This window comes from Aeromonas sp. QDB68, assembly GCF_027707405.1.
Classification (GTDB): Bacteria; Pseudomonadota; Gammaproteobacteria; order Enterobacterales; family Aeromonadaceae; genus Aeromonas; species Aeromonas caviae.
The window spans coordinates 1-23,390 of record NZ_JAPCIQ010000001.1; the positions used below are offsets into that span (position 1 = coordinate 1).

Consider the following 23,390-nt stretch of genomic DNA (forward strand, 5'->3'; position numbering starts at 1 on the left):
GATTACGACGACATCCTTGATGCCTGCACATCGGCCTGGAAGCACTTTATTGCCGATGTGGAGCGGGTGATGTCACTTTGTAGCCGAGATTGGATAAAACTGACCTAATGTTTAATCCGATTGGTATCACAATAATTTGAGGAATGGACACATGTTCAAAAGAACAGTAACGATGATGCTGGCGGCGGGAACCCTGGTATTAGGCGGTTGCGCATCCAATGGTGGTGCAGAGCAGGCGGCGGCGGACAACAGCGACTTCGGCGGCAAGTCCATCTACCTGCGTGGTGAGATGAACGACTGGATGGCCACCGACGAAAGCAAGGTCGTCAAGGTTGCCGACAAGCTCTACATGGCCAAGGGGACGCTCAAGAAAGAGTGGGCTCCTTACAAGTTCAAGTTTGCCGACTCCGGCTGGAGTTGTGGCACCAACTTCGGTTACAAGAGCCCGAGCGATGGCGTTGCCGTGCTCGGCGGGGAACCTGTACCGGTCAACCCGTGCTCCAAGTATGAGGACATGAAGTTCTCGCCCGAAGCGGATGGCGTCTATGAGTTCTATCTGAATATGGCGGGTGAGACACCGAGCGTATACGTCAAGAAACCCTGAGATAGTCTCTCGCTTTAAATCTCTCGGAAATTGAACCGGTTAAATGCCCTGGCCCAGAAATCTGCTGGCCGGGGCATTTTTTTAGGATAAAATCGGCGCCCTTACGACGGATGAATCACAACATATTGTGTTTTAAGTTCTTAAATTTACTACTGGTAGTATTCTTGTCACGATATTGCCCCATTCACAGGAGGTTGATTGACCATGGCTAAATCCATTCCGGTACTGGAGGGCGTCACCGCCAGCCGCCAGATCCCTCTGCAGGAGACGTCTCTCGAGATCTGGGACAGCAAGTATCGTCTCAAGAGCAAGGATGGCACCCCCATCGACGGCTCCATCGACGAGACCTACCAGCGTGTCGCTCGCGCGCTGGCTGCGCAGGAGCGCGAACCCGACACCTGGTATGAACCCTTCCTGTGGGCCCTGCGCAATGGTGCCATTCCGGCGGGCCGTATCACCTCCAACGCCGGGGCGTTTGAGCACAAGCCGGCGACCTCCACCATCAACTGCACCGTCTCCGGCACCATTGAGGATTCGATGGACGATATCCTCGGCAAGGTGCACGAGGCGGGGCTGACTCTGAAGGCGGGTTGCGGCATCGGTTACGACTTCTCGACCCTGCGACCGCGTGGAGCCTTCGTCTCGGGAGCGGGGGCCTATACCTCCGGGCCGCTCTCCTTCATGGATATCTACGACAAGATGTGCTTTACCGTCTCCTCTGCCGGTGGCCGTCGTGGCGCCCAGATGGGCACCATGGATATCCGTCACCCCGATGTCGTCGAGTTCATCCAGGCCAAGCGGGAGGATGGTCGCCTGCGTCAATTCAACCTCTCCCTGCTCATCACCGAAGAGTTCGTCAGTGCGGTGAAGGAGGATGCCCCCTGGCAACTGATCTTCCCCTACACAGCCAAGGAGGTGGAGCAGGATGGCATCACGCTGGATGACCCTGCGAGGGTGGTCTGGGCGGACTGGCCCAACAAGGAGGGGGTGGTGATCAACGAGCTGGGTCAGGTGGCCTGCAAGGTCTACAAGACCCTGCCCGCGCGCAAGCTGTGGAACGTCATCATGACCTCTACCTACGACTATGCGGAGCCCGGTTTCATCCTGATCGACAAGGTGAACCAGATGAACAACAACTGGTTCTGCGAAGAGATCCGTGCCACCAACCCCTGCGGTGAACAGCCTCTGCCGCCCTATGGGGCCTGCCTGCTGGGCTCGGTCAACCTGACCACCTTCGTGCGCGATCCCTTCACCGAGCAGGCCGCCTTCGACTGGCCCGCGTTTCGCAAGGTGGTGGCCATCTTCACCCGCATGCTCGACAACGTGGTGGAGATAAACCAGCTGCCGCTGGCCAAGCAGCGCGAGGAGATCACCGCCAAGCGTCGCCACGGCATGGGCTTCCTGGGGCTGGGCTCGACCCTCACCATGCTGCGCATCAAGTACGGCTCTGCGGCCTCCGTCGCCTTCACCGAACAGGTCTCCCAGGAGCTGGCGATGACCGGCTGGCAGGAGTCTCTGCGTCTGGCGAAGGAGAAGGGGCCCGCCCCCATCATGGAGCAGGAGTTCGAAGTCACCGGCAAGATGCTGCGTCTGCGCCCCGAAATGGCGGCAGATGGCATCAAGCTCGGCGACAAGGTGAAGGGCAAGGTGTTGCATGCCCGCTACAGCCGCTACATGCAGCAGGTGGCCGAAGTGGATCCCGCTCTGGTGGCCGAGCTGGCCGAGGTGGGCGGACGCTTCACCCATCACAGCAGCATAGCGCCGACCGGTACCATCTCCCTGTCGCTCGCCAACAACGCCAGCAACGGCATCGAGCCGAGCTTTGCCCACCACTACAGCCGCAATGTCATCAAGCCGGGCAAGAAGAGCAAGGAGAGGGTGGATGTCTACTCCTTCGAGCTGCTGGCCTATCGCGAGCTGGTGAACCCGGCCGCCATGCCCTATGCCGAGGAGGAAGGTAGCCGCCTGCCGGATTACTTCATTACCGCGGACGACATCACGCCGACCGGGCACGTGGATATCCAGGCGGCGGCCCAGCGCTGGATCGACTCCTCCATCTCCAAGACCGCCAACGTGCCGACCGATTTTCCGTTCGAGCAGTTCAAGGATATCTACCTCTATGCCTCGGACTCCGGTCTCAAGGGCTGTACCACCTTCCGCTTCAACCCGGCCGCCTTCCAGGGCGTGCTGGTGAAGGAGAAGGATCTGGAGAACACCAGTTACGAGTTTACCCTGGAAGATGGCACCGTCATCACGGCGAAGGGGAACGAGGAGATCGAATACGATGGCGAGCTGCACACCGCCGCCAACCTCTATGACGCCTTGAAAGAAGGCTATTACGGCAAGTTCTGAGGACGAGACATGGTCAAGAAGATCGACAGAAAAATCGTCGCCTACAAGGTAAAAACCCGGGATGAGCCGCAAGATGCGCCGACGCCCCAGGATGACGTGGTGCACATGCATGAAACCGTGCTGCGCCCGGAACGGTTGATGGGCACCACCTACAAGCTGAAGACGCCGGAGCATGTCTCCGAGCACTCGCTGTTCATCACCATCAACGACATCATTCTCAACGAGGGCACGGTGCACGAGACCCGGCGCCCGTTCGAGATCTTCATCAACTCCAAGAGCCTGGAGCACTATCAGTGGATAGTGGCGCTGACCCGCATCATCTCGGCGGTGTTTCGCAAGGGAGGGGACGTCACCTTTCTGGTGGAGGAGTTGCGCTCCGTGTTCGATCCCAAGGGGGGCTACTGGAACAAGGGCAAGTACGTGCCTTCGCTCATCGCTGAAATTGGCAATGTGATCGAAACCCATCTCACCGAGATCGGCATGCTCAAGGTGCCCGGGCTGGACGAGCACCAGCAGGCGTTCCTGGCCGAGAAGCAGGCGCAATTGCAGGCACAGCAACAGGCAGAAGAGCAGCCGGCGGGCAGCGGTTTCCCACCCAGTGCCGCGCTCTGCTACAAGTGCCACACCAAGGCGCTGGTGCAAAAGGATGGCTGCATGACCTGTCTCAATTGCGGGGATTCCAAGTGCGGTTGAGGTGCTGATTGCCACCAAAGGCCGGCAACATGCCGGCCTTTTCGTTGCTGATTTTATGTTCGAACGACGCCCATGATGGCAGCGATTTGTTGCGCACCGGTAAATTCGGGCGTAGCGTTGGGGGTAATAAAACTGTCACGGCCGTGTGGTTTCAATGACATCTGAGATTCACACACGTGGCACCTTCAGTGCCAAGGAGGATGCTTATGGACAACACGGACCGAAAGCTGTTTATCCTGGATACCAACGTTCTGCTTCACGAACCCCTCGCCATCTACTCCTTCAAAGAGCACGACGTGCTCATCCCCATGACGGTGCTCGAAGAGCTCGACAACATCAAGGATCGCCAGAAGGACGTCAGCCGTGATGCCCGCATCGCCATCCGTGCCCTGGAAGATGTTTTCCGCGATGCGACTCCGGAGCAGATAGTGCAAGGAGTGGCACTGGCCGGCGAGGCGAGCGGCCGTATCTCCATCTTCAGCGATCACCATCTGCCCCAGGATGCCGAGGTGTTCACCGACAAGGAGGCGGACAACCGCATCATCAACGCCGCCCTCTACCTGCAAAAGCACGAGATGAAGCGTCAGGTGGTGCTGGTCACCAAAGACATCAACATGCGCCTCAAGGCCAAGGGAGCAGGTCTTGCCCATGTGGAGGATTACCGCAGCGACCAGCTCATCGACGACATCCGCCTGCTCGCCAAGGGCTTCCAGGTGGTGCCCGGCAGCTTCTGGGAGCGGGTCGGCGAGTGCGACAGCGAAACCCATGGCCGCGATACGGTCCACGTCATCGATGCCAACCTGCTGGAGGGAGTCCACGTCAACCAGTACCTGCTGGACGAGGAGAACTTCTTTGCCGCGCGGGTACTGAGCCACGACGGCAACAAGATCCGCCTGAAAGATCTCGGCCGCGAGCGGCTGATGTCCCGCAAGGCCTGGGGGGTGCATCCCAAGAACGTCTATCAGGGCATGGCGCTGGATGCCCTGCTGGATCCGCACATCGACCTGGTGATCCTGACTGGCCCGGCGGGCTGCGGCAAGACCCTGCTCGCCATGGCGGCGGCGCTGGAGCTGGTGATCGAGAAGGGGATCTACGAGAAGGTGATCGTCACCCGCAATACCCCGGAAATTGCCGAGAGCATCGGCTTCCTGCCCGGCACCGAGGAGGAGAAGATGATGCCCTGGCTGGCGGCGGTGACCGACACCCTGGAGGTGCTGCACAAGCAGGACGAGAACATGAGCGGGTCGCTCAGCTACATCATGGAGAAGGCCAATATCCAGTTCAAATCGGTCAACTTCATGCGCGGGCGCAGCATCCAGAACACCTTCGTGCTGCTGGACGAGTGCCAGAACCTGACCGCGTCCCAGATCAAGACCATCATCACCCGCTGCGGGGAGGGGACCAAGATCGTCTGCTCCGGCAACCTGGCTCAGATCGACTCCAACTACCTGAGCCCGGTGACCTCGGGTCTGACCTACATCGTCGAGCGGTTCAAGGACTTCGACGGCAGTGCCAACATCTTCCTGAACGGGGTGGTGCGCAGCAGGCTGGCTTCGTTCGCCGAGGAAAATCTCTGATTTGACGGGATCTCTGCATGAGAAAGGGGAAGTCGGACGGCTTCCCCTTTTTTGATCCCGCCTATCTCATGCCTCTCTCGGTCGGCCCAGGTAGCGCAGCAGCCCGGGGTGATCGCTGCTGTGCAGGATATCCGGCTTGCCCTGCAAGGCGATGCGCCCTGCGTCGATGAAAAGCACCTGATCGGCGATGAGCTGGGCATCCTCGGGGTTGTGAGAGACCATCAGCACGGTGATGCCCTGCTCGCAGGCGAGGCGGGCGACCTCCGCCAGCATCTCCCGGCGCAGGGCCGGATCGAGGGCCGAGAAGGGCTCGTCCAGCAGCAGCAGCGGCCTGCCCCGCACCAGGGCGCGGGCCAGCCCCACCCGCTGCTGCTGGCCGCCGGAGAGCTGCTCCGGCAGGCGCGTCAGCATCTCCCCCAGGCCCACCTTGTCAGCGGCCTCCTGCACCTGCCTTTTCTGGGCCGGATTCAAGCGCAGGCCGGGATGCAGGCCGATGGCGATGTTGTCGAACACCGACAGGTGCAGGAAGAGGTTGTGATCCTGGAACAGGGTGGTGACCGGGCGCTCGGCGGGGCCCAGTGACAGCAGATCCTGGCCGTCGAAGGTGAGGGTGCCCGACTCCACCGGCACGAAGCCCGCAATCATGCCGAGCAGGGTGGACTTGCCGGCGCCGCTCGGACCGATGAGGGCGGTGATCTCCCCCTTGGGCAAGGTCGCACTGAAGGTCACCTGCCAGTCGGGATAACTGGTGACCAGTTCCTCAATTACCAGCATGTTTGGCTCCTGAATGTCGTTTTATAGAACAACAAGTAAGAAAAATTGATGAAAGGCAGCGTGAGTGACTGCTCCAAGGGGCGCCCCAGGGGCGTGCCCGGCCGGATCCTGGGGGTAGGGAGGCGGCAATGCCGCCGGGGATCAGTGATCCACATGCCTGCCTCCCAGCCCCCGCTCCACCAGCCAGAACAGGGAGAAGCAGAGGGTGAGCAGCAGCAGGGCGGTGGCGGCCGCCTCGGTCAGCCGGTAGCTGCCGAGCTGTTGATAGAGCAGCCAGGGCAGGGTAGTGAGCGTCTGGCTGCCGAACATGGCGATGGCCCCGAGATCCCCGAGGGACAATATCATCGAGAGCGCCATGGCCAGGGCCAGCGGACGGCGCAGCAGGGGCCACTCCACCAGGCGCAGGCGATGCAGGCCGCGCACCCCCAGGCTGTCCGCCAGCCGATCGTACTGGCGCACCACCAGTTGCATGGGGGCCGAGAGGGTGCGCAGCACATAGGGCAGCGCCATCAGGGCGTTGACCAGCACCACCAGCCAGGGGCCCAGGGCAAAGACGTCGGTGAAAGGCATGAACAGGATGAAGAGGCCGGTGGAGAGCACCACCGCCGGGATCATCAGGATCATGGAGCCGCTGGCCTCCCACAGGGCGGCGGCCCGCCGTTTGCGATCCCGCACCCTCAGATGCCGGCTGGTGAGCAGCAGCCCGGCGCCGAGCAAAGTGGCCAGGGAGCCCGCCGCCAGGGCTATGCCCAGGGACTGTCCCCCTGCCTGCCACAGCCGGGGTGAGCCGAGCGCCGCCAGCAGACCGGGGTTGAACCCGGCGACCACGATGGCCAGCAGGGGCGGCAGGAAGATGGCGAGCCCCATGGTCAGGGCAAGGCCATCCACCAGCGCGCTGCCCTTCTGGTGTCTGTCGGGACGCAGGCAGGGGCGACGGCTGGTGAGGCGACTGGCCGGGGTGGTCTGCAGCTTGTGTTGCAGCAGGAGCAGGGCCAGGGTCAGCAGTAGTTGCACCAGGGCGAGCCCGCCAGCGGTGGCGAGATCGAAGTCAAAGCGCAGCGCCTGGTAGACGGCCACCTCCAGTGTGGTGGACTTGGGGCCGCCCCCGAGCGCCAGCACTGTGGTGAAGCTGGTGAAGCAGAGCATGAAGATGAGGCTGGCGAGCCCCGGCAATATGCCGCGGATGAGCGGCCACTCCAGCAGCCGGAAGATGTGGGAGGAGCGCATGCCGAGCTGGCTGGCGAGGCGCCAGGAGGACTCGGGGATGCTCTCTATGCTCTGCAGGATGAGGCGGGCGGCCAGCGGCATGTTGAAGAAGACATGGGCCAGCAGGATGCCGAACAGGCCATAGAGATAGTTGCCGGGATCCAGGCCCAGGCCGTGCAGCAGTTGCGGCAACCAGCCCTGACGACCGTGCACCGCCACCATGCCGAAGATGGCGATGATGACCGGCAACACCAGGGAGAGACCGAACAGCTTGAGCAGCAGGCGGCGTCCGGTGAAACGGCGTCGCGCCAGGGCTCTGGCCACCGGGATGGCAAGCCCCAGGCTCAGCAGGGTGGAGAGCAGTGCCTGCCAGAGGCTGAAACCCAGCACGTGGCGCAGGTAGGGATCGCCTAGCAGGGCGCGGGGGGAGAGGGCCCCCGCCTGCCACAACAGGGCGACCAGCGGCCCAATGGAGAGCAGCAGGATGACCAGGGTGGCTGCACTGCCGGGCAGCCACCAGAGGGTGCGACGACCTGAACTCACTGGGTGACGGCTTGCAGCCATTCGCGGATCCACCCCTTGCGGTTGGCGGCTACCTCGTCAGAGCTGAAGGTGAGTGGCTTAGCTACGGTGATCATCTGTTCGAACCCCTTGGGCAGCGCCACGTCTGTCACCGGATACATCCAGTTGCCGCCGGGGATCTCGTTCTGGAAGGCGGGGCTCACCATGAATTGCAGGAACTGGTCAGCCAGTTTGCCCTGTGTGGCGCCCTTGAGCTTGGCGGCTACTTCCACCTGGCGGTAGTGACCCTCCTCGAACGCGGCCGCCCGGTACTGGGGTTTGCTCTCGGCAATCAGGTGATAGGCGGGGGAGGTGGTGTAGGAGAGCACCATGTCCGCCTCGCCGTCGAGGAACATGCCGTAGGCCTCTGACCACCCCTTGGTGACGGTGACCGTCTTTTTGGCCAGTTGCGCCCAGGCGGTCGGTGCCTCATCCCCGTAGACCGACTTCATCCAGAGCATCAGGCCCTGACCCGGGGTGGAGGTGCGGGGATCCTGATAGATCACCTTGATATCGGGGCGCGCCACCAGCTCCTTCAGGCTCTTGGGGGGCTGCTTGAGCTTGTTGCTGTCATAGACGAAGGCGAAGTAGCCGTAGTCATAGGGGACAAAGGTGTCATCCTGCCAGCCACCCGGCACCTTGAGGTCATCGAGCCTGGTGGAATGAGGGGCGAACAGGCCGCTCTGTTTGGCCTCGCTGATGAGGGCATCGTCCAGCCCCAGCACCATGTCGGCCTTGCTGTGCTGGCCTTCCAGCCGCAGCCGGTTGAGGATGGCGACGCCATCCTCGAGGGGCACCAGATTGAGGGTGCAGCCGCACTCCTTCTCGAAGGCCTGCTTGATCTTGGGACCCGGCCCCCATTCGGCGGCGAAGGAGCCGTAGGTGTAGACGGTGAGGGTGTCGGCGGCAAACGCCTGGGCAGAGAGCAGGCTGGTGGCGATCAGCAGCAGGGTCTTCATCAATGGCACTCCTGTGGATGTCGGGGTGCTCATCAATGGCACCTCGCGTGTGGTGAGCGCCGGCGGATGAGGGCACAAAAAACGCGCGCCATGCCTCAAATTCCTCCGCCAGCATTATCTGGATCAGGTTCACGGGTATAATCTCAGCGGTAAACCGCACCCCGTTTGAGCAACGCATCGCATTGTATTGGCGTTCCTGGGGGGAGGCCAGCACTATGTTTCACGGGCCGCATCGTGCGAGCCACCACCAAGGAGGAAGTCCCCAGTGATCACCAGCACCAAGGAAAGACGTGCCTTCCAGCGCATGGTCATCAATGCCCCCGTCACCCTGTTCCAGCATCAGCAGGTGCTGGAGGGGGTCTGCCGGGATCTCAGCGCCAACGGCATGGGCGTCGAAGTGAACAAGCACGAGTTCGATCTGGCCCAGCCCATCCGGGTGAGCCTGGCGACCAGCAGCAATCTTCTGCCTCCCTTCGAGGCCCAGGCTCGCATCGTGCGGGTGTTGGAGGAAGAAGACGGTCTCCTGCTGGCGCTGGAGTTTCTCTCCCTCACCTGAGACCCGGGCGCCCGTCCTCCTCGAGACAGGCCAGCCATGGGCTGGCCTGTCTCATTTCCCCTCATCCTGCACCGGCTGCACACTCAACTGGCCGCTGTCGACCAGCGTCTTGCTGGTGGGCGCGAGCTGGCCCATGGGCAGCTGGGCCGGGCCGGTCGGCTCCATCAGGAGGTAGGTCTCCCCCGCCCGGCTCAAGGTGGCGTCCCCCGGTTTGGCTGGCAGGGCCACCCCCAGCAGGGCATGTCCCGGCACGAACACCATGGCCTGCTTGAGATCGGGATACCCCTGGGCCAGCAGGGCGGCCATCAGGGTCACCTTGCTGTCGCAATCCCCCCGGTTCTGCTCCAGCACCTGGCGCGGGCTCAGAAACCCCTTGCCAGAGCGGCCCGACTGGCTGTCGAGCAGTTGATAGGGGATGGCCTGGATGAAGTCGAGCATGTGGGCCACCGTCTTCTGGCGCGCCTCGGTCTCGGTGGCCCCTTCCTGCTTGAGCTGCTCCATCAACGGGGCCAGTTCGTCCCGGCTTTCCAGGGCGATGCGCACATGATCCTGCTTGATGGCGGGAGCGCCGTCGGGGGCAGTGAAGGGCTGGAAGTAGTGCTGCGTGAGCCAGGCGGCCTCCAGTTTGGCCTGCTCGGGCTTGACCCATTGGGAGGCTTCCCGCGCCTTGTCGGCGTTGCGGCTCTTGATGCTGAGGCTCATGGCGGGGCGAACGAGGGAGAACTGCACCTCGGGGAACGCCAGGGGGGCCTGCTGCAGCAGGCTTTGCAGTACGTCTTCCTGCATCCTGGCCGGACGGTAAGCGATGAGAGGGGGCAGCTTGCCCGCCTCCAGCCGATAGCTGAGCTGCTGCGCCTTGCCCTCTCTGTCCTGCCAGCCGACGTTGAGCTGACCGCCACTGTTGGTGAAAGAGGTCTGCCCGCCCAGGGCCGGGAGGCTGATCAGCAGGCAGAGCAATGAAAGGGCGCCCCTTGCGGACATAGGTGTCTCCTGTCGGACATGCAGAGGTGGCGGGCTTTGTACTGCGACCCGACAATAAAACAGGGAGCCTCGGCTCCCTGTTGATTCTACTCGCTTTTTTGTCGCAGGCTCGTCAAATCCAGCTTGGCTGCTTCGCCTCGAAGGCGCTGATGGCGGCCTCGTGCTGCAGGGTCAGACCGATGGCATCCAGCCCGTTGAGCAGACAGTAGCGACGGAACTCGTCGATTTCGAAGCCGAACGTGAGGCTGCCTGCACGCACCTGGTTGGCCTCCAGATCCACTTCGATCTCGATACCCGGCTGGGCGGCGACCAGCTGGAACAGGGCGTCGACCTCCTCCTCTTTCAGACGAACCGGCACCATGCCGTTGTTGATGGCGTTGCCGTAGAAGATGTCGGCAAAGCTCGGAGCGATCAGGGTCTTGAAGCCGTAGTCCGCCAGCGCCCAGGGGGCGTGCTCGCGACTCGAGCCGCAGCCGAAGTTCTCCCGCGCCAACAGGATGCTGGCCCCCGCGTAGCGGGGCTGGTTCAGTACGAACGCCGGGTTCGGCTGCTGGCCTGCATCGTCCAGGAAGCGCCAGTCGTGGAACAGGTGCTTGCCAAAGCCGATGCGGTTCACCTTCTGCAGGAACTGCTTGGGAATGATGGCGTCGGTGTCGACGTTGGCGCTGTCGAGGGGAACGACGATCCCTTTATGCTGTTTGAATCCTGTCATCGCTGTTTCCTCTTACAGTGCGCGAATGTCGGCGAAGCGGCCGGTGACGGCGGCGGCGGCGGCCATGGCCGGGCTCACCAGGTGGGTGCGACCGGCACGACCCTGACGCCCCTCGAAGTTGCGGTTGCTGGTGGAGGCGCAGCGCTCCCCCGGTTGCAGCCGGTCGTTGTTCATGGCCAGACACATGGAGCAGCCGGGCAAACGCCACTCAAAGCCTGCCTCGATGAAGATCTTGTCCAGCCCCTCGGCCTCGGCCTGGGCCTTCACCTGCTCGGAGCCCGGCACCACCAGGGCCTGTACCCCGGCGGCGACCTTGCGGCCACGGGCGATGGCGGCGGCCGCGCGCAGATCCTCGATGCGGCTGTTGGTGCACGAACCGATGAACACCTTGTCGATGGCCACGTCGGAGAGCTTCTGGCCCGGTTGCAGGTCCATGTAGGCGAGGGCCTTGCGGGCGGACTGCTGCTCCACCGGATCGGCGAAGGATTCCGGTGCAGGGATGGGCTCATTGACGGCAATCACCTGGCCCGGGTTGGTTCCCCAGGTCACTTGCGGGGCGATGTCGGCTGCGTCGAGCACCACTTCGGCGTCGAAGTGGGCACCTTCGTCGCTTTTGAGGGTCAGCCAGTAGGCGATGGCCTGTTCCAGCGCTTCCCCCTTGGGAGCGAACTCCTTGCCACGGATGTAGTCGATGGTGGTCTGGTCGGGGGCAATCATACCCGCTTTGGCGCCGAGCTCGATGGCCATGTTGCACACCGTCATGCGCCCTTCCATGGTGAGCCCCTCGATGGCTTCACCGGCGAACTCCACCACGTAGCCGGTCCCGCCTGCATGACCCACCTTGCCGATGATGGCGAGCACCACGTCTTTGGCGCTGATGCCTGCGGCCAGTTTGCCGTTGACAGAGATACGCATGGTCTTGGCGCGGCCCTGTTTCAGGGTCTGGGTGGCCATTACGTGTTCCACTTCGGAGGTGCCGATACCGAATGCGAGCGACCCGAAGGCACCGTGGGTGGCGGTGTGTGAGTCACCGCAGACGATGGTGGTGCCGGGCAATGTGATGCCGAGCTCGGGGCCCATCACGTGGACGATGCCCTGGTACTTGTGGTTCAAGTCATAGAGACGAACCCCGAACGCCTTGCAGTTGGCGGCGAGTGTCTCCATCTGGATGCGGGCCATCTCGCCGGAGGCGGCGATGTCCTTGGTGGTGGTGGAGACGTTGTGATCCATGGTGGCCCAGGTCAGATCCGGGCGACGCAGCTGGCGGTTCATGGCGCGCAGGCCGTCGAATGCCTGGGGGCTGGTCACTTCATGCACCAGATGACGGTCGATGTAGATGAGAGGGGTTTCCCCTTCCACTTCCCGCACCACGTGGGCGTCGAACACTTTCTGATAGAGGGTCTTGGACATTGCTCGGTTTCCTTGTTATCGATGCCGTGGGATCAGATGCGCGCGGCGATCTGGCTGCCCATGTCGGCCGTGCTCTGCACCGGGTGCGTGGCGCTGGCCTGATGCAGGTCGGCGGTGAAATAGCCTTCTGCCAGGGTCTGGGCCACGGCCTGCTCGATGGCCTGGGCGGCGGCTTCCTGGCCGAGACTGTAACGCAGCATCAGGGCGGCGGAGAGGATCTGGGCGATGGGATTCGCAATCCCCTTGCCGGCGATATCTGGGGCCGAGCCACCGGCCGGCTCGAACAGGCCGAAGCCGGATTCGTTGAGGCTGGCTGAGGGGAGCAGGCCCATGGAGCCGGTGATCATGGCGCACTCGTCGGAGAGGATGTCACCGAACAGGTTGGAGCAGAGCAGCACGTCGAACTGGGACGGATCCTTGATGAGCTGCATGGTGGCGTTGTCGATGTACATGTGGTTCAGGGCCACGTCCGGGTAGGACTTGGCGACCTCGGTCACCACCTCGCGCCACAGGATGGAGGAGGCGAGCACGTTGGCCTTGTCGATGGAGGTGACCCTGGCCTTGCGCACCCGGGCCGATTCAAACGCTATCTTGGCGATGCGCTCGATCTCGAAGCGGTGGTACACCTCGGTGTCGAAGGCCTTCTCGGTGGCGCCTTCCCCTTCACGCCCCTTGGGCTGGCCGAAATAGATGCCGCCGGTCAGCTCGCGCACGCAGGCGATGTCAAAACCGCGATCGGAGATGTCGGCACGCAGCGGGGAGAACTGCTCCAGACCGGTGTAGATGCGGGCCGGGCGCAGGTTGCAGAACAGTTTGAAGTGGGCACGCAGGGGCAGCAAGGCGCCGCGCTCCGGCTGATCGTTGGGCGGCAGGTGCTCCCACTTGGGGCCGCCCACCGATCCGAACAGCACCGCATCGGCCGCTTCACAGCCTGCAATGGTGCTCTGGGGCAGCGGTGTGCCGTGGTTGTCGATGGCGATGCCGCCGACGTCGTGACGGTCATAGTCGAGGGAGAAGCCGAATTTGGTCTGCACCTTTTCCAGTACCTTGATGGCCTCTGCCATCACTTCCGGGCCAATGCCGTCACCCGGCAATACTGCGATCCGATAACTGCTCATACTCTCTCCGTCTTGATAGTGTGATTCCGTTTCATCCGGGAGGCCGGTCCGGGCCACGGCCCTGGCCCCGGTCCTCCCCATGTCATGTTGTCATCTTGTCCGGCGGCGGGCTCAGACGGTTTCCGATTTGATGGTGTGGTTGCGCTCCATCTGCTCGGCGACCTGGTCCGCGCGCCAGATGCTGTTGATCACGTGGACCAGGGCCTGGGCCGAGGATTCGATGATGTCAGTGGCCAGCCCCATGCCGTGGAACTTGCGCCCCTTGTACTCGGCGACGATGTCCACTTGGCCGAGGGCGTTCTTGCCCTCGCCCTTGCCCTTGAGTTCGTATTTATCGATGCGGATCTCGTAGCCGGTGATGCGGTTGATGCACTGGTAGACCGCATCCACCGGGCCGTTGCCGGTGGCGGCCTCGCACACCAGATCCTGGCCTACCTTGAGCTTGACCGAGGCGGTGGCGAGCACCGAGCTGCCGCTCTGCACGCCGAGGTACTCCAGCTTGAAGTGCTCGGGCTCCTCGTGGATCTGGCTGAAGAAGGCGAGGGCCTCCAGGTCGTAGTCGAACACCTGGCCCTTCTTGTCGGCCAGGGTGAGGAACTTGGCGTAGAGATCGTCGAGGTCGTAGCTGCTCTCGGCGTAGCCCATGGACTCCATCCGGTGCTTGATGACGTGGCGGCCGGAGCGGGAGGTCATGTTGAGGTTGTTCTGGGTGAGACCGATGCTCTCGGGGGTGATGATCTCGTAGGTGTTCTTGGCCTTGAGCACGCCATCCTGATGGATGCCTGAGCTGTGGGAGAAGGCGTTGGCGCCGACGATGGCCTTGTTGGGCTGCACCGGCATGTTGCAGATTTGACTGACGAGGGTGCTGGTGCGGTGGATCTCGCTGTGGCGGATGTTGGTGTGTACCCCGAGCAGATCGGCGCGGGTCTTCAGGATCATCGCGACCTCTTCCAGGGAGCAGTTGCCAGCACGCTCGCCGATGCCGTTGATGGTGCACTCGATCTGGCGGGCCCCCATCTGCACGGCACTGATGGAGTTGGCCACCGAGAGGCCCAGATCGTCGTGGCAGTGCACCGAGATGATGGCCTTGTCGATGTTGGGTACCCGGTTGAACAGGGTGTGGATGATACCGGAGAATTCGGTCGGCACCGTGTAGCCCACGGTGTCAGGAATGTTGATGGTGCGGGCGCCTGCCTTGATGGCGGCTTCCACCATGCGGCACAGGTTGTCTATCGGGGTGCGGCCCGCATCTTCGCAGGAGAACTCCACGTCATCGGTGTAGCGCAAGGCGTGCTTGATGGCGCCGACCCCCATCTCCAGCACGTCTTCGAAGCTCTTTTTCAGCTTGCTCTCCACGTGGATGGAGGAGGTGGAGATGAAGGTATGGATGCGAAACGCCTCTGCCACTTTCAAGGCTTCGCCGGCGGCATCGATGTCTTTTTGCAGGGCGCGGGCCAGGGCGCAGACCCGGCTGTTCTTGATATGGCGGGCGATGGTCTGAACCGATTGAAAATCGCCGGGGGAGGAGACGGGGAAACCCACTTCCATGATATCGACACCGAGCCGCTCCAGCGCCTGGGCGATCTGCAGCTTCTCCTTGACCGTCAAGCTGGCCGACAGCGCCTGCTCACCATCACGCAAGGTGGTGTCGAATATGATGACCCGATCTGACATGTGACTTCCCTCTTCCTAAGTTCGCTGCGTGCATCCTGCATGGCATAAAAAAACCCGTGCGGGGTGCACGGGTTTCTGTAAATTCCGGCTATGCCTTAGCCCGGCTACAAGGATCCCGCGCGAGGAGTCGCGATTAGGGAGAGCAGTAGTAGCGGAGCGGCAATACGCATGATGTCTCAATCCTTCCAGTCGATAACGCTACTACCAATAACGAGATTTTTATGCTGTGTCAACCGGAATGGACAGGTTCAATCCACTGGTTTATTTAATCGGATTGTAAAGGAGTGCAAATTCTCTTGTCCCATATTCGGTTCATGCCTGATTATCTGGTCATTCCTGCTGTACTCGATCACCCGCACAATCAGATCGACTTATCAGCCCTTGCTGAATTATCTGAGGTATTCCATGGAAAAACGCAGACCTGGCCGTCCAGTCGGACGTTCCGACATTCGTGACAAGCTGCTTGCCGCCGCACGCGAACGTTTTCTCAACACCCCCTACAGCAAGGTGACGACCCGCGAGATTGCCGAGCTGGCAGGCTCCAATCTGGCGATGATCCACTACTACTTCGGCAGCAAGGAAGGCCTCTACAAGGCGGTGCTGGGGGATGTGGCCGAGCCCCTCGAGCAAGCCTGGCACGACGAGAGCAGCAACCGCAGCCTGACCGATCTGCTCAACACCTACTATCAGGTGATGGCGCCCAACAGCGAGCTGACCTCCGCCATCTCCAGCGCATTGTCGACCGAAAAGAGCCCGGGGCGTGATTTTGTGCTGAGCCGCCTGCTGGATCGCCAACTTCCCCAGTTCGATGCCCTGCTCGAATCCATGCGCTCCAACGGCCAGCTGGCGGACAACCTGGACCCCGAGATGCTGAAGATCTCCTTCCTCAACATGATGTGGCAGCCTTTCGTGATGAAGGATCTCTACGAACAGGTGTTTGGTCTGACGGTGGATGAGCACTTCATGAGCCGCCTCGCGGCCCACAACTGCCGCCTGATGGAAAACGGCCTGCGCGGTGCCCTGAACTGACTTTTTCGGGATGACGGATGAAAAAGGGCCCCTGGGCCCTTTTTTTCATCAATCTGTTATCTGGGCGTCAACGAAGTGTCATGCCGCCCTCCTAGTCTGCACTCAGGATGCAAGGGAGGGCCGTGATGAACAAGATCCAGCAATGGGACCTGCGGGTGTGCCGTGTCTGCCTGCTTCATCCCTACAATCAGCCGCAGGCCAGGATAAGCCGGCTTGTCTCCCGTACCGGTGACGGCCCCCTCTATGCCGTGGCGGCTTGCCTGCTCTGGTGGCAGGGGAGCGCCGGGCAGGAGGCGGTCAGTATGGCGCTCTGGGCGTTTGCCCTCGAGTTGCCGCTCTACCTGCTGCTCAAGAATGCCCTCAAACGCCAGCGCCCGGCAGGGCTGCCTGTCTTCATCACCCCGTCGGATCGTTACAGCCTGCCCTCGGGCCATACCGCGGCCGCCTTTCTGATGGCGACCGTAGTGGCCGCCAGTTTCCCGCTCTGGGCACCGCTGCTGTTTGTCTGGGCCGCGCTGGTGGGGGCGTCCCGCCTGCTGCTCGGGGTGCATTATCTGAGTGATCTGGTGGCCGGGGCGCTGCTTGGCGGTGGTTGCGCCCTCTGGGCGCTGGGTTGGAGCCAGGGATGAGGATACTGTTCGGCGTTCAGGGGACCGGCAACGGCCACATCAGTCGCAGCCGGACCCTGGCGCGCGCATTGAAGAGCAGGGGCGTGGCGGTGGACTATCTGTTCAGCGGGCGCGCTGCCGACGGCTACTTCGAGATGGGGGAGTTCGGGGATTATCGCACCTTCCCCGGTATCACTTTCGCCAGCCATCAGGGGCGCATCTCGGGCTGGCGCACCCTCAAGGGACTCTCCCCCCTGCGTTTCTGGCAAGATCTGCGTGCCCTCGATTGTCGCGAGTACGATCTGGTCATCAGCGACTTCGAGCCGCTCAGTGCCCATGCAGCTCGCCGCTGGGGCAAACCCAGCCTCACCATCAGCCATCAGGCGAGCTTCGACTGGCCGATCCCGCGCTGGGGGGAGAGCGGCTTCAACCGCCAGCTGATGCGCCATTTTGCGCCGGTACGCCAGTCCCTGGGGCTGCACTGGTTCCATTTCGGCCAGCCCCTGCTGCCTCCCATCGTCGATCCCCTCGAGCCGGTGCCGGACAACCAGCAGATCCTGGTCTATCTGCCATTCGAGCAGACAGAGACGATCGCGGCCCTGTTGTCGCGTTTCAGCACGCAGTCGTTCATCTGCTTCCATCCCGAGGTGCGCAAGCGTAGCGAGTGGCGCAACATCCGCTTTGAACCTCAGGCCAGAGAGGGGTTCAAGCTGGCGCTGGCCGGTTGTCGCGGGGTCATCAGCAATGCGGGATTCGAGCTTGCCTCCGAGGCGCTCTCTTTGGGCAAGAAGCTGCTGGTCAAACCCCTGGGTGGCCAGTTCGAGCAGTTGACCAACGGCAGGACCCTGGAGCTGATGGGGCTGGCCCAGTTGATGGACAGCCTGGATGCCAATGCGGTGCGAAGCTGGCTGGAGGCCCCTTCTCCTGGCAGGGTACGCTATCCCGATGTGGCAGGAGAGCTGGCCGACTGGTTGCTGGCCGGGGCCGGGGAGGAGGTGGGGGCGCTCTCCCGCCGCCTCTGGGGCAGGACTCTCTTTCCGGAGGAGGTGTGTGACAGCCTGGGGGAGCTTGCCAGCCGTACCGGCCAGGAGCGTCCCTGGTTATCCCAACTCAGCGCCTTTGACTAAACTGAGTCGATCCCACCACGGAGAGGACGGACACCATGCGCTTTACCAATGAAAACGGCGACACCATGACCCTGGCAGACAATCTCACCCTGCATGAGCTGCTCGACATGGGTGTCAGCATTTCGGTCTGCGAAGAGACGGATCCGGATCAGCAGATCTGGCTGGCAGAACCCGAAGACGAGCAGTGAAACCAGCCAGTTTTTGACGGCCCACCCCCTCGGGGTGGGCCGTTTATTTTGTTCCTGACCGACGCGGGCAGCATGATCCGCTGGTTGTTCCCCCCAGGGCCCCTCTTTGTTGCCCGTCTGGTGGCCAAGTCACTGAATGTTAATAGCTGTTTGAAATTTATGACTGTTATGGCCAGACAAAGCCGTGGACAAGCGTTCACGGGCGGGTTAAGTTGGTTTTTCACCCGCTTTTCGGGTGAATGATGGAAAACCCCTATTTTTCTACTATCGACGGCTCCGAACTCGCCTGATCTGCCTGCAGACAACAACAAGACTCGGATCGGCGCTGCCGGGAAGCAGCGGACTGTCGATAGCTTTCGCTTAACGGAGCAAAGCCTGGAGGGCTTTATCATGGAGATGTTATCAGGCGCCCAGATGGTGGTTAGAGCGCTGGAGGATCAGGGAGTGGAACACGTTTTCGGCTACCCTGGTGGCTCAGTGCTCGACATCTATGACGCTCTCTTCGAAAACGGCAAGATGGAGCATGTCCTGGTGCGGCATGAGCAGGCCGCAGTGCACATGGCGGACGGTTACGCCCGCTCCACCGGCAAGGTGGGCACTGTGCTGGTGACCTCGGGTCCCGGCGCCACCAACTGCATCACGGGGATCGCCACCGCCTACATGGATTCCATTCCCCTGGTGATCCTGTCCGGCCAGGTGCCGACCAGCATGATCGGGGAGGATGCGTTCCAGGAGACCGACATGATCGGCATCTCCCGCCCGGTGGTGAAGCACAGCTTCCTGTGCAAGAAAGCCAGCGACATTCCCGAGGCCATCAAGAAGGCCTATTACATTGCCGCCAGTGGCCGCCCGGGGCCCGTGGTGGTGGATCTGCCCAAAGACGTGCAGAATCCGAAAGAGAAGTTCCCCTATCAGTATCCCGAGTCCGTTTCCCTGCGCTCTTACAATCCGACCAAGGCCGGGCACAAGGGCCAGATCAAGCGGGCTGCCAAGCTGCTGACCGAGGCGAGCCGCCCGGTCATGTACGTGGGTGGCGGCGCCATCAACGCCAATGCGGATCACCTGGTGACCAAGCTGGCGGAGCTGCTGAACCTGCCGGTGACTACCACGCTCATGGGGCTGGGCGCCTTCTCCGGCACCCATCCGCAGTTTATCGGTATGTTGGGGATGCACGGTACCTTCGAAGCGAACAAGAGCATGCACAACGCGGATCTCATCTTCGCAGTGGGTGCCCGCTTCGATGATCGCGTGACCAACAACGTAGCCAAGTTCTGCCCCAACGCTACCATAGTCCACATCGACATCGACCCCACCTCCATCTCCAAGACGGTACAGGCCCACGTGCCCATCGTCGGCTCGGTGGAAACCGTGCTGGAACAGATGCTGGAAGTGATCCGCGAGTGCGGCTTTGACAACGACAAGCAGGCGCTGGCGGACTGGTGGGAGCAGATCAACCAGTGGCGCTCCCGCAACTGCCTGGCCTACGAGACCCACCCCACCCTGATCAAGCCGCAGCAGGTCATCGAGACTCTCTACAAGGTGACCAAGGGGGAGGCGTTCGTCGCCTCCGACGTGGGTCAGCACCAGATGTTTGCCGCCCTCTACTACCCGTTTGCCAAACCGCGCCAGTGGATCAACTCCGGCGGTCTCGGCACCATGGGCTTTGGCATTCCCGCCGCCATGGGCGCCCAGTTTGCCAACCCGGAAGCCGTGGTCTGCTGCGTCACCGGCGACGGCTCGGTGCAGATGAACATCCAGGAGCTCTCTACCTGCATGCAGTACGGGGTGCCCATCAAGATCATCTCCATCAACAACCGTGCGCTGGGCATGGTCAAGCAGTGGCAGAAGATGTTCTACGGTGGCCGCCACAGCCACTCCTACATGGAATCCCTGCCTGACTTCGTCAAGCTGGCGGAAGCCTATGGCCACGTCGGCATCGCGGTGAGCGATCCGGCGGAGCTGGAGAGCGCCATGGAGAAGGCCTTTGCCATGAAGGACAGACTGGTGTTCATGGACATCTCGGTCGATCCGGACGAGCACGTCTATCCGATGCAGATCAAATTTGGCGCCATGGACGAGATGTGGCTGAGCAAGACGGAGAGAACCTGATGAGACATATAATTTCCGTTCTGCTGGAGAACGAATCCGGTGCCCTGAGCCGTGTGGTGGGCCTCTTCTCCCAGCGCGGCTACAACATCGAGACCCTGACGGTGGCCCCTACCGAGGATCCCACCCTGTCCCGCATGACTATCGTCACCATGGGGGATGAGCGGGTGCTGGAGCAGATCCAGAAGCAGCTGCACAAGCTGGTGGACGTGCTCAAGGTGTGTGACCTGAGCGAGGGTGAGCACATCGAGCGGGAGATCGCGCTGGTCAAGGCGCGCGCCGCCGGTGGTGCCCGTGACGAACTGAAGCGGCTGGCGGACATCTTCCGTGGCCAGATCGTCGACGTCACCCCCGAGCTCTACACGGTGCAGCTCGTCGGGACCAGCGAAAAGCTGGACGCCTTCATCAAGACGGCTGCCCAGACCAACGAGATCATCGAAGTGGTGCGCTCCGGTGTCTGCGGCATCTCCCGGGCGGACAAATCCCTGCGTCCCTGATGTGGCCGGATGTGAAAATAGCTGTTCAAGGGCTCTTCGGAGCCCTTTTTCGTGTCTGGCAGCGTTGCGGGCAAGTGGGGGGGGCCGGTAGGGATGATGGCCACAGCATCAGGAGGTTATCAAGGGGGTGAAAGAGAAGATGAGAGGGAGGGCCTTCACCTGTCATTTTCTTTCAAATGATCGGTAAACTATCCACAAAAGCTGTGGAAAACTCTGTAGATTAGCGGTGTGTCTGGCGTTAGTCTCATGATCTTAAAGGGATATTTCAATTTGATCCTGGCTGGATCGCATTTGTGCAATCCCCTGGCGAGGGTGTGAGCGTTTGCTTATCCCTCGTGCCTTGCCAAGGGCGGAACGCGGATCTGTTCGTGGATCCGGACGGGATCCCGATCTGATCTTGCGGATCAACATTTCTGGGCGCGAGCCATAAAAAAACCCGCCTCTCGGCGGGTTTTTCATTGCATCGGACTGCGGGTCGATTACTCGGCCTGGGCTGCCTGGATGCCGGTCAGGGCGATGGTGTAGACGATGTCGTCCACCAGGGCGCCGCGAGAGAGGTCGTTGACCGGCTTGCGCATGCCTTGCAGCATGGGGCCGATGGAGACCAGCTCGGCGGAGCGCTGTACCGCCTTGTAGGTGGTGTTGCCGGTGTTCAGATCCGGGAAGACGAACACGGTGGCCTTGCCGGCAACCGGGGAGTTCGGTGCCTTGGACTTGGCGACGTTCTCCATGATGGCCGCATCGTACTGCAGCGGGCCGTCGATGATGAGGTCGGGACGCTTGGCCTTGGCCAGCTCGGTCGCTTCACGCACTTTCTCCACATCCGCGCCGGCGCCGGAGGTGCCGGTGGAGTAGGAGATCATGGCCACGCGCGGCTCGATGCCGAAGGCGGCAGCGGAGTCGGCGGACTGGATGGCGATCTCGGCCAGTTGCTCGGCGGTGGGATCCGGGTTGATGGCGCAGTCACCGTAGACCAGCACCTGATCCGGCAGCAGCATGAAGAAGATGGAGGAGATCAGGGAAGAGCCCGGGGCGGTCTTGATGATCTGCATCGGCGGACGGATGGTGTTGGCAGTAGTGTGCACTGCGCCGGATACCAGACCGTCGACCTCGTTGCGCTCCAGCATCATGGTACCCAGTACCACGTTGTCTTCCAGCTGCTCGCGGGCAACCACTTCGGTCATGCCCTTGTTCTTGCGCAGCTCGACCAGACGAGCCACATAGCGCTCGCGTACGGCAACGGGATCGATGATCTCGACGCGGTCGGTCAGGATCACGCCCTGCTGTTCAGCGACGCGGCGGATCTCGTCCGGGTTGCCCAGCAGCACCGGACGGGCGATACCGCGCTCGGCACAGATGGCGGCCGCCTTGATGGTGCGCGGCTCTTCCCCTTCCGGCAGCACGACGCGCTTGTTGGCCTGACGGGCCAGCTCGGTCAGCTGATAGCGGAAGGCCGGCGGGCTCAGGCGACGGGAGCGGGTGGACTTGGCGGAGAGAGACTCGATCCAGTGCTTGTCGATGTGACCAGCAACGTAGTCCTGCACCAGCTCGATACGCTCGCGGTCATCTTCCGGGATGTCGACGTTGAAGTTCTGCAGGCTGACGGCGGTCTGCCAGGTGTTGGTGCCGGTGATCATGATCGGCAGACCGGTGGCCATAGCCTGTTGGCACAGGGCCATCACCTGGGGTTCCGGGTGGTAGTTGCCGGTCAGCAGCAAGGCACCCAGCTTGACGCCGTTCATGGCGGAGAGGCAGGCGGAGACGATGACGTCGGAGCGGTCGCCGGAAGTCACCAGCAGGCTGCCTGGACGGAAGTGCTCGATCATGTTGTGGATGGAGCGGGCGCAGAAGGTCACGGTCTGCAGGCGGCGGCTTTCCAGCTCACCCTTGTTGATGATCTTGGCGGCCAAGTGCTTGGCGAGATCCTTGGCGCGTGGTGCGATCAGCTGGGTGTTCCAGGGAATGCAGCCGAGGATGCGCAGCGGACTCTTGCCGAAGACCTGCAGCACTTCCAGGTTGTGGCCGGTATCGGCGCCGTGGTGGTGCGCTTCGAACATCTCGGTCAGGTCGGGACGGGTCACGCCGTGCTCGTCAACCGGGGCACCCACCTTGTTGATGACGCAGCCCACGATGCGCGGGTTGTTGACGCCACCGAAGTTGGAGCAGGCCAGCTCGATGCGCTCTTTGAGCTTCTGGCTGGAGTCGTTGCCCGGATGGGTCACGAACACCATGTCGGCGTCCAGCGCCTTGGCGACGTCGTAGTTCAGCTTGTTGGCAAAGGGTTGCTTGTCGGTCGGAACCAGGCCCTCGATCACCACCACTTCGGCACCGCTGGTCTTCACGTGCTCTTCGAAGCGGGCCACGATCTCTTCCAGCAGGATGTCGGTGTTGCTGGAGGTGATCATGTTCTCGGCGTAGGAGAGGGCGAACGGCTCGGGCGGGTTGATGTTGGCAGCGGCGCGGATCACGGCGGTGGAGCGCTCGGTACCGGTTTCACCCGGACGCGGCTGGGCGACCGGTTTGAAGAAGCTGACATTGACACCGTGACGTTCCATGGCGCGAACGACGCCAAGACTCACGGAGGTTACGCCGACACCAGTGCCGACCGGGATGAGCATAATAGTGCGTGCCACTTATTACCCCTTGTTCATTTTTTGG

Annotated in this window: 20 protein-coding genes and 1 riboswitch; of the genes, 11 read left to right on the top strand and 9 right to left on the bottom strand. The window is 62.1% G+C overall.

Annotated features, from left to right (window positions below; translation table 11 throughout):
* Positions 1–151 precede the first annotated feature (151 nt).
* The 4 genes from PG892_RS00005 (at position 152) to PG892_RS00020 (ending at position 5,226) form a co-directional block, all read left to right on the top strand.
* On the top strand, positions 152–604 hold the full coding sequence (locus PG892_RS00005) for a pullulanase (RefSeq protein ID WP_029313820.1): 453 nt from the start codon (positions 152–154) through the stop codon (positions 602–604).
* 204 nt (positions 605–808) lie between these two features.
* Positions 809–2,956 carry an adenosylcobalamin-dependent ribonucleoside-diphosphate reductase gene (locus PG892_RS00010; protein WP_109111928.1) on the top strand — a complete coding sequence of 716 codons (2,148 nt, stop codon included), beginning with the start codon at positions 809–811 and terminating at the stop codon, positions 2,954–2,956.
* A gap of 9 nt (positions 2,957–2,965) precedes the next feature.
* Entirely contained in the window at positions 2,966–3,649 is a 684-nt protein-coding gene (locus PG892_RS00015) for a TSCPD domain-containing protein (protein WP_010673144.1), read from the top strand.
* Positions 3,650–3,855: 206 nt separating this feature from the next.
* Complete coding sequence (locus PG892_RS00020; protein ID WP_010673145.1) at positions 3,856–5,226, top strand: PhoH family protein; 1,371 nt, start codon at positions 3,856–3,858, stop codon at positions 5,224–5,226.
* Positions 5,227–5,292: 66 nt separating this feature from the next.
* Here PG892_RS00020 and thiQ read toward each other — a convergent pair whose 3' ends face one another.
* The 3 genes from thiQ to thiB form a co-directional block, all read right to left on the bottom strand.
* A complete protein-coding gene (thiQ, locus tag PG892_RS00025; protein ID WP_052816553.1) occupies positions 5,293–6,000 on the bottom strand; it encodes a thiamine ABC transporter ATP-binding protein in 708 nt (235 codons plus the stop codon).
* Positions 6,001–6,141: 141 nt separating this feature from the next.
* Positions 6,142–7,770 (bottom strand): thiamine/thiamine pyrophosphate ABC transporter permease, encoded by a 1,629-nt coding sequence (gene thiP, locus PG892_RS00030; RefSeq protein ID WP_042016674.1) that lies wholly within the window; start codon positions 7,768–7,770, stop codon positions 6,142–6,144.
* Positions 7,746–8,726: a thiamine ABC transporter substrate binding subunit gene (thiB, locus tag PG892_RS00035; protein ID WP_109111917.1), complete on the bottom strand. Its 981-nt coding sequence runs from the start codon at positions 8,724–8,726 to the stop codon at positions 7,746–7,748. The genes thiP and thiB overlap by 25 nt, the downstream gene beginning before the upstream one ends.
* Before the next feature lie 83 nt (positions 8,727–8,809).
* Positions 8,810–8,900: riboswitch (TPP riboswitch) on the bottom strand.
* A 91-nt stretch (positions 8,901–8,991) separates the two neighbouring features.
* Between thiB and PG892_RS00040 the strand changes: the two genes are divergently transcribed.
* The gene (locus tag PG892_RS00040) at positions 8,992–9,282 is read left to right on the top strand and encodes a PilZ domain-containing protein (protein ID WP_010673149.1); all 291 of its coding nucleotides are present in this window, start codon (positions 8,992–8,994) and stop codon (positions 9,280–9,282) included.
* Between the two features lie 51 nt (positions 9,283–9,333).
* Here the strand turns inward: PG892_RS00040 and PG892_RS00045 are convergent, their stop codons facing one another.
* The 5 genes from PG892_RS00045 to leuA all read right to left on the bottom strand — a co-directional run bounded on the left by PG892_RS00045 (position 9,334) and on the right by leuA (position 15,177).
* A complete protein-coding gene (locus PG892_RS00045) occupies positions 9,334–10,263 on the bottom strand; it encodes a hypothetical protein (RefSeq protein WP_048208321.1) in 930 nt (309 codons plus the stop codon).
* A gap of 112 nt (positions 10,264–10,375) precedes the next feature.
* Positions 10,376–10,975, bottom strand: a complete 600-nt coding sequence (leuD, locus tag PG892_RS00050) for a 3-isopropylmalate dehydratase small subunit (RefSeq protein WP_109111918.1) — start codon at positions 10,973–10,975, stop codon at positions 10,376–10,378.
* A gap of 12 nt (positions 10,976–10,987) precedes the next feature.
* On the bottom strand, positions 10,988–12,385 hold the full coding sequence (gene leuC / locus PG892_RS00055; RefSeq protein ID WP_104454709.1) for a 3-isopropylmalate dehydratase large subunit: 1,398 nt from the start codon (positions 12,383–12,385) through the stop codon (positions 10,988–10,990).
* Between the two features lie 32 nt (positions 12,386–12,417).
* Positions 12,418–13,503 (bottom strand): 3-isopropylmalate dehydrogenase, encoded by a 1,086-nt coding sequence (gene leuB / locus PG892_RS00060; RefSeq protein WP_010673153.1) that lies wholly within the window; start codon positions 13,501–13,503, stop codon positions 12,418–12,420.
* A gap of 111 nt (positions 13,504–13,614) precedes the next feature.
* A complete protein-coding gene (gene leuA, locus PG892_RS00065; protein WP_010673154.1) occupies positions 13,615–15,177 on the bottom strand; it encodes a 2-isopropylmalate synthase in 1,563 nt (520 codons plus the stop codon).
* A 405-nt stretch (positions 15,178–15,582) separates the two neighbouring features.
* Between leuA and PG892_RS00070 the strand changes: the two genes are divergently transcribed.
* The 6 genes from PG892_RS00070 to ilvN all read left to right on the top strand — a co-directional run bounded on the left by PG892_RS00070 (position 15,583) and on the right by ilvN (position 20,732).
* Positions 15,583–16,206, top strand: a complete 624-nt coding sequence (locus PG892_RS00070) for a TetR/AcrR family transcriptional regulator (RefSeq protein WP_128313671.1) — start codon at positions 15,583–15,585, stop codon at positions 16,204–16,206.
* Between the two features lie 125 nt (positions 16,207–16,331).
* Positions 16,332–16,835, top strand: a complete 504-nt coding sequence (locus PG892_RS00075; RefSeq protein ID WP_041211115.1) for a phosphatase PAP2 family protein — start codon at positions 16,332–16,334, stop codon at positions 16,833–16,835.
* A complete protein-coding gene (locus PG892_RS00080; RefSeq protein WP_029313827.1) occupies positions 16,832–17,941 on the top strand; it encodes an MJ1255/VC2487 family glycosyltransferase in 1,110 nt (369 codons plus the stop codon). The genes PG892_RS00075 and PG892_RS00080 overlap by 4 nt, the downstream gene beginning before the upstream one ends.
* 35 nt (positions 17,942–17,976) lie before the next feature.
* Positions 17,977–18,129 (top strand): hypothetical protein, encoded by a 153-nt coding sequence (locus PG892_RS00085; protein WP_010673158.1) that lies wholly within the window; start codon positions 17,977–17,979, stop codon positions 18,127–18,129.
* 390 nt (positions 18,130–18,519) lie between these two features.
* The gene (locus PG892_RS00090; RefSeq protein WP_010673159.1) at positions 18,520–20,238 is read left to right on the top strand and encodes an acetolactate synthase 3 large subunit; all 1,719 of its coding nucleotides are present in this window, start codon (positions 18,520–18,522) and stop codon (positions 20,236–20,238) included.
* Positions 20,238–20,732: an acetolactate synthase small subunit gene (gene ilvN, locus PG892_RS00095; protein WP_010673160.1), complete on the top strand. Its 495-nt coding sequence runs from the start codon at positions 20,238–20,240 to the stop codon at positions 20,730–20,732. Before PG892_RS00090 ends, ilvN begins: the two co-directional genes overlap by 1 nt.
* 479 nt (positions 20,733–21,211) lie before the next feature.
* On the opposite strand, the gene pta is transcribed toward ilvN, so the two are convergent.
* On the bottom strand, positions 21,212–23,365 hold the full coding sequence (pta, locus tag PG892_RS00100) for a phosphate acetyltransferase (protein WP_041211116.1): 2,154 nt from the start codon (positions 23,363–23,365) through the stop codon (positions 21,212–21,214).
* Positions 23,366–23,390: the final 25 nt, after the last annotated feature.

Excerpts from the sequence above, each read along its gene's own strand:
- PG892_RS00005 (WP_029313820.1), top strand. The coding sequence starts at position 152 with ATGTTCAAAAGAACAGTAACGATGATGCTGGCGGCGGGAACCCTGGTA.
- leuD (WP_109111918.1), bottom strand. The coding sequence starts at position 10,975 with ATGACAGGATTCAAACAGCATAAAGGGATCGTCGTTCCCCTCGACAGC.
- PG892_RS00020 (WP_010673145.1), top strand. The coding sequence starts at position 3,856 with ATGGACAACACGGACCGAAAGCTGTTTATCCTGGATACCAACGTTCTG.
- PG892_RS00015 (WP_010673144.1), top strand. The coding sequence starts at position 2,966 with ATGGTCAAGAAGATCGACAGAAAAATCGTCGCCTACAAGGTAAAAACC.
- PG892_RS00070 (WP_128313671.1), top strand. The coding sequence starts at position 15,583 with ATGGAAAAACGCAGACCTGGCCGTCCAGTCGGACGTTCCGACATTCGT.
- PG892_RS00085 (WP_010673158.1), top strand. The coding sequence starts at position 17,977 with ATGCGCTTTACCAATGAAAACGGCGACACCATGACCCTGGCAGACAAT.
- leuA (WP_010673154.1), bottom strand. The coding sequence starts at position 15,177 with ATGTCAGATCGGGTCATCATATTCGACACCACCTTGCGTGATGGTGAG.
- PG892_RS00010 (WP_109111928.1), top strand. The coding sequence starts at position 809 with ATGGCTAAATCCATTCCGGTACTGGAGGGCGTCACCGCCAGCCGCCAG.
- ilvN (WP_010673160.1), top strand. The coding sequence starts at position 20,238 with ATGAGACATATAATTTCCGTTCTGCTGGAGAACGAATCCGGTGCCCTG.
- PG892_RS00075 (WP_041211115.1), top strand. The coding sequence starts at position 16,332 with ATGAACAAGATCCAGCAATGGGACCTGCGGGTGTGCCGTGTCTGCCTG.
- thiB (WP_109111917.1), bottom strand. The coding sequence starts at position 8,726 with ATGAAGACCCTGCTGCTGATCGCCACCAGCCTGCTCTCTGCCCAGGCG.
- leuC (WP_104454709.1), bottom strand. The coding sequence starts at position 12,385 with ATGTCCAAGACCCTCTATCAGAAAGTGTTCGACGCCCACGTGGTGCGG.
- leuB (WP_010673153.1), bottom strand. The coding sequence starts at position 13,503 with ATGAGCAGTTATCGGATCGCAGTATTGCCGGGTGACGGCATTGGCCCG.
- PG892_RS00080 (WP_029313827.1), top strand. The coding sequence starts at position 16,832 with ATGAGGATACTGTTCGGCGTTCAGGGGACCGGCAACGGCCACATCAGT.
- thiQ (WP_052816553.1), bottom strand. The coding sequence starts at position 6,000 with ATGCTGGTAATTGAGGAACTGGTCACCAGTTATCCCGACTGGCAGGTG.
- PG892_RS00090 (WP_010673159.1), top strand. The coding sequence starts at position 18,520 with ATGGAGATGTTATCAGGCGCCCAGATGGTGGTTAGAGCGCTGGAGGAT.
- PG892_RS00045 (WP_048208321.1), bottom strand. The coding sequence starts at position 10,263 with ATGTCCGCAAGGGGCGCCCTTTCATTGCTCTGCCTGCTGATCAGCCTC.
- thiP (WP_042016674.1), bottom strand. The coding sequence starts at position 7,770 with ATGGCTGCAAGCCGTCACCCAGTGAGTTCAGGTCGTCGCACCCTCTGG.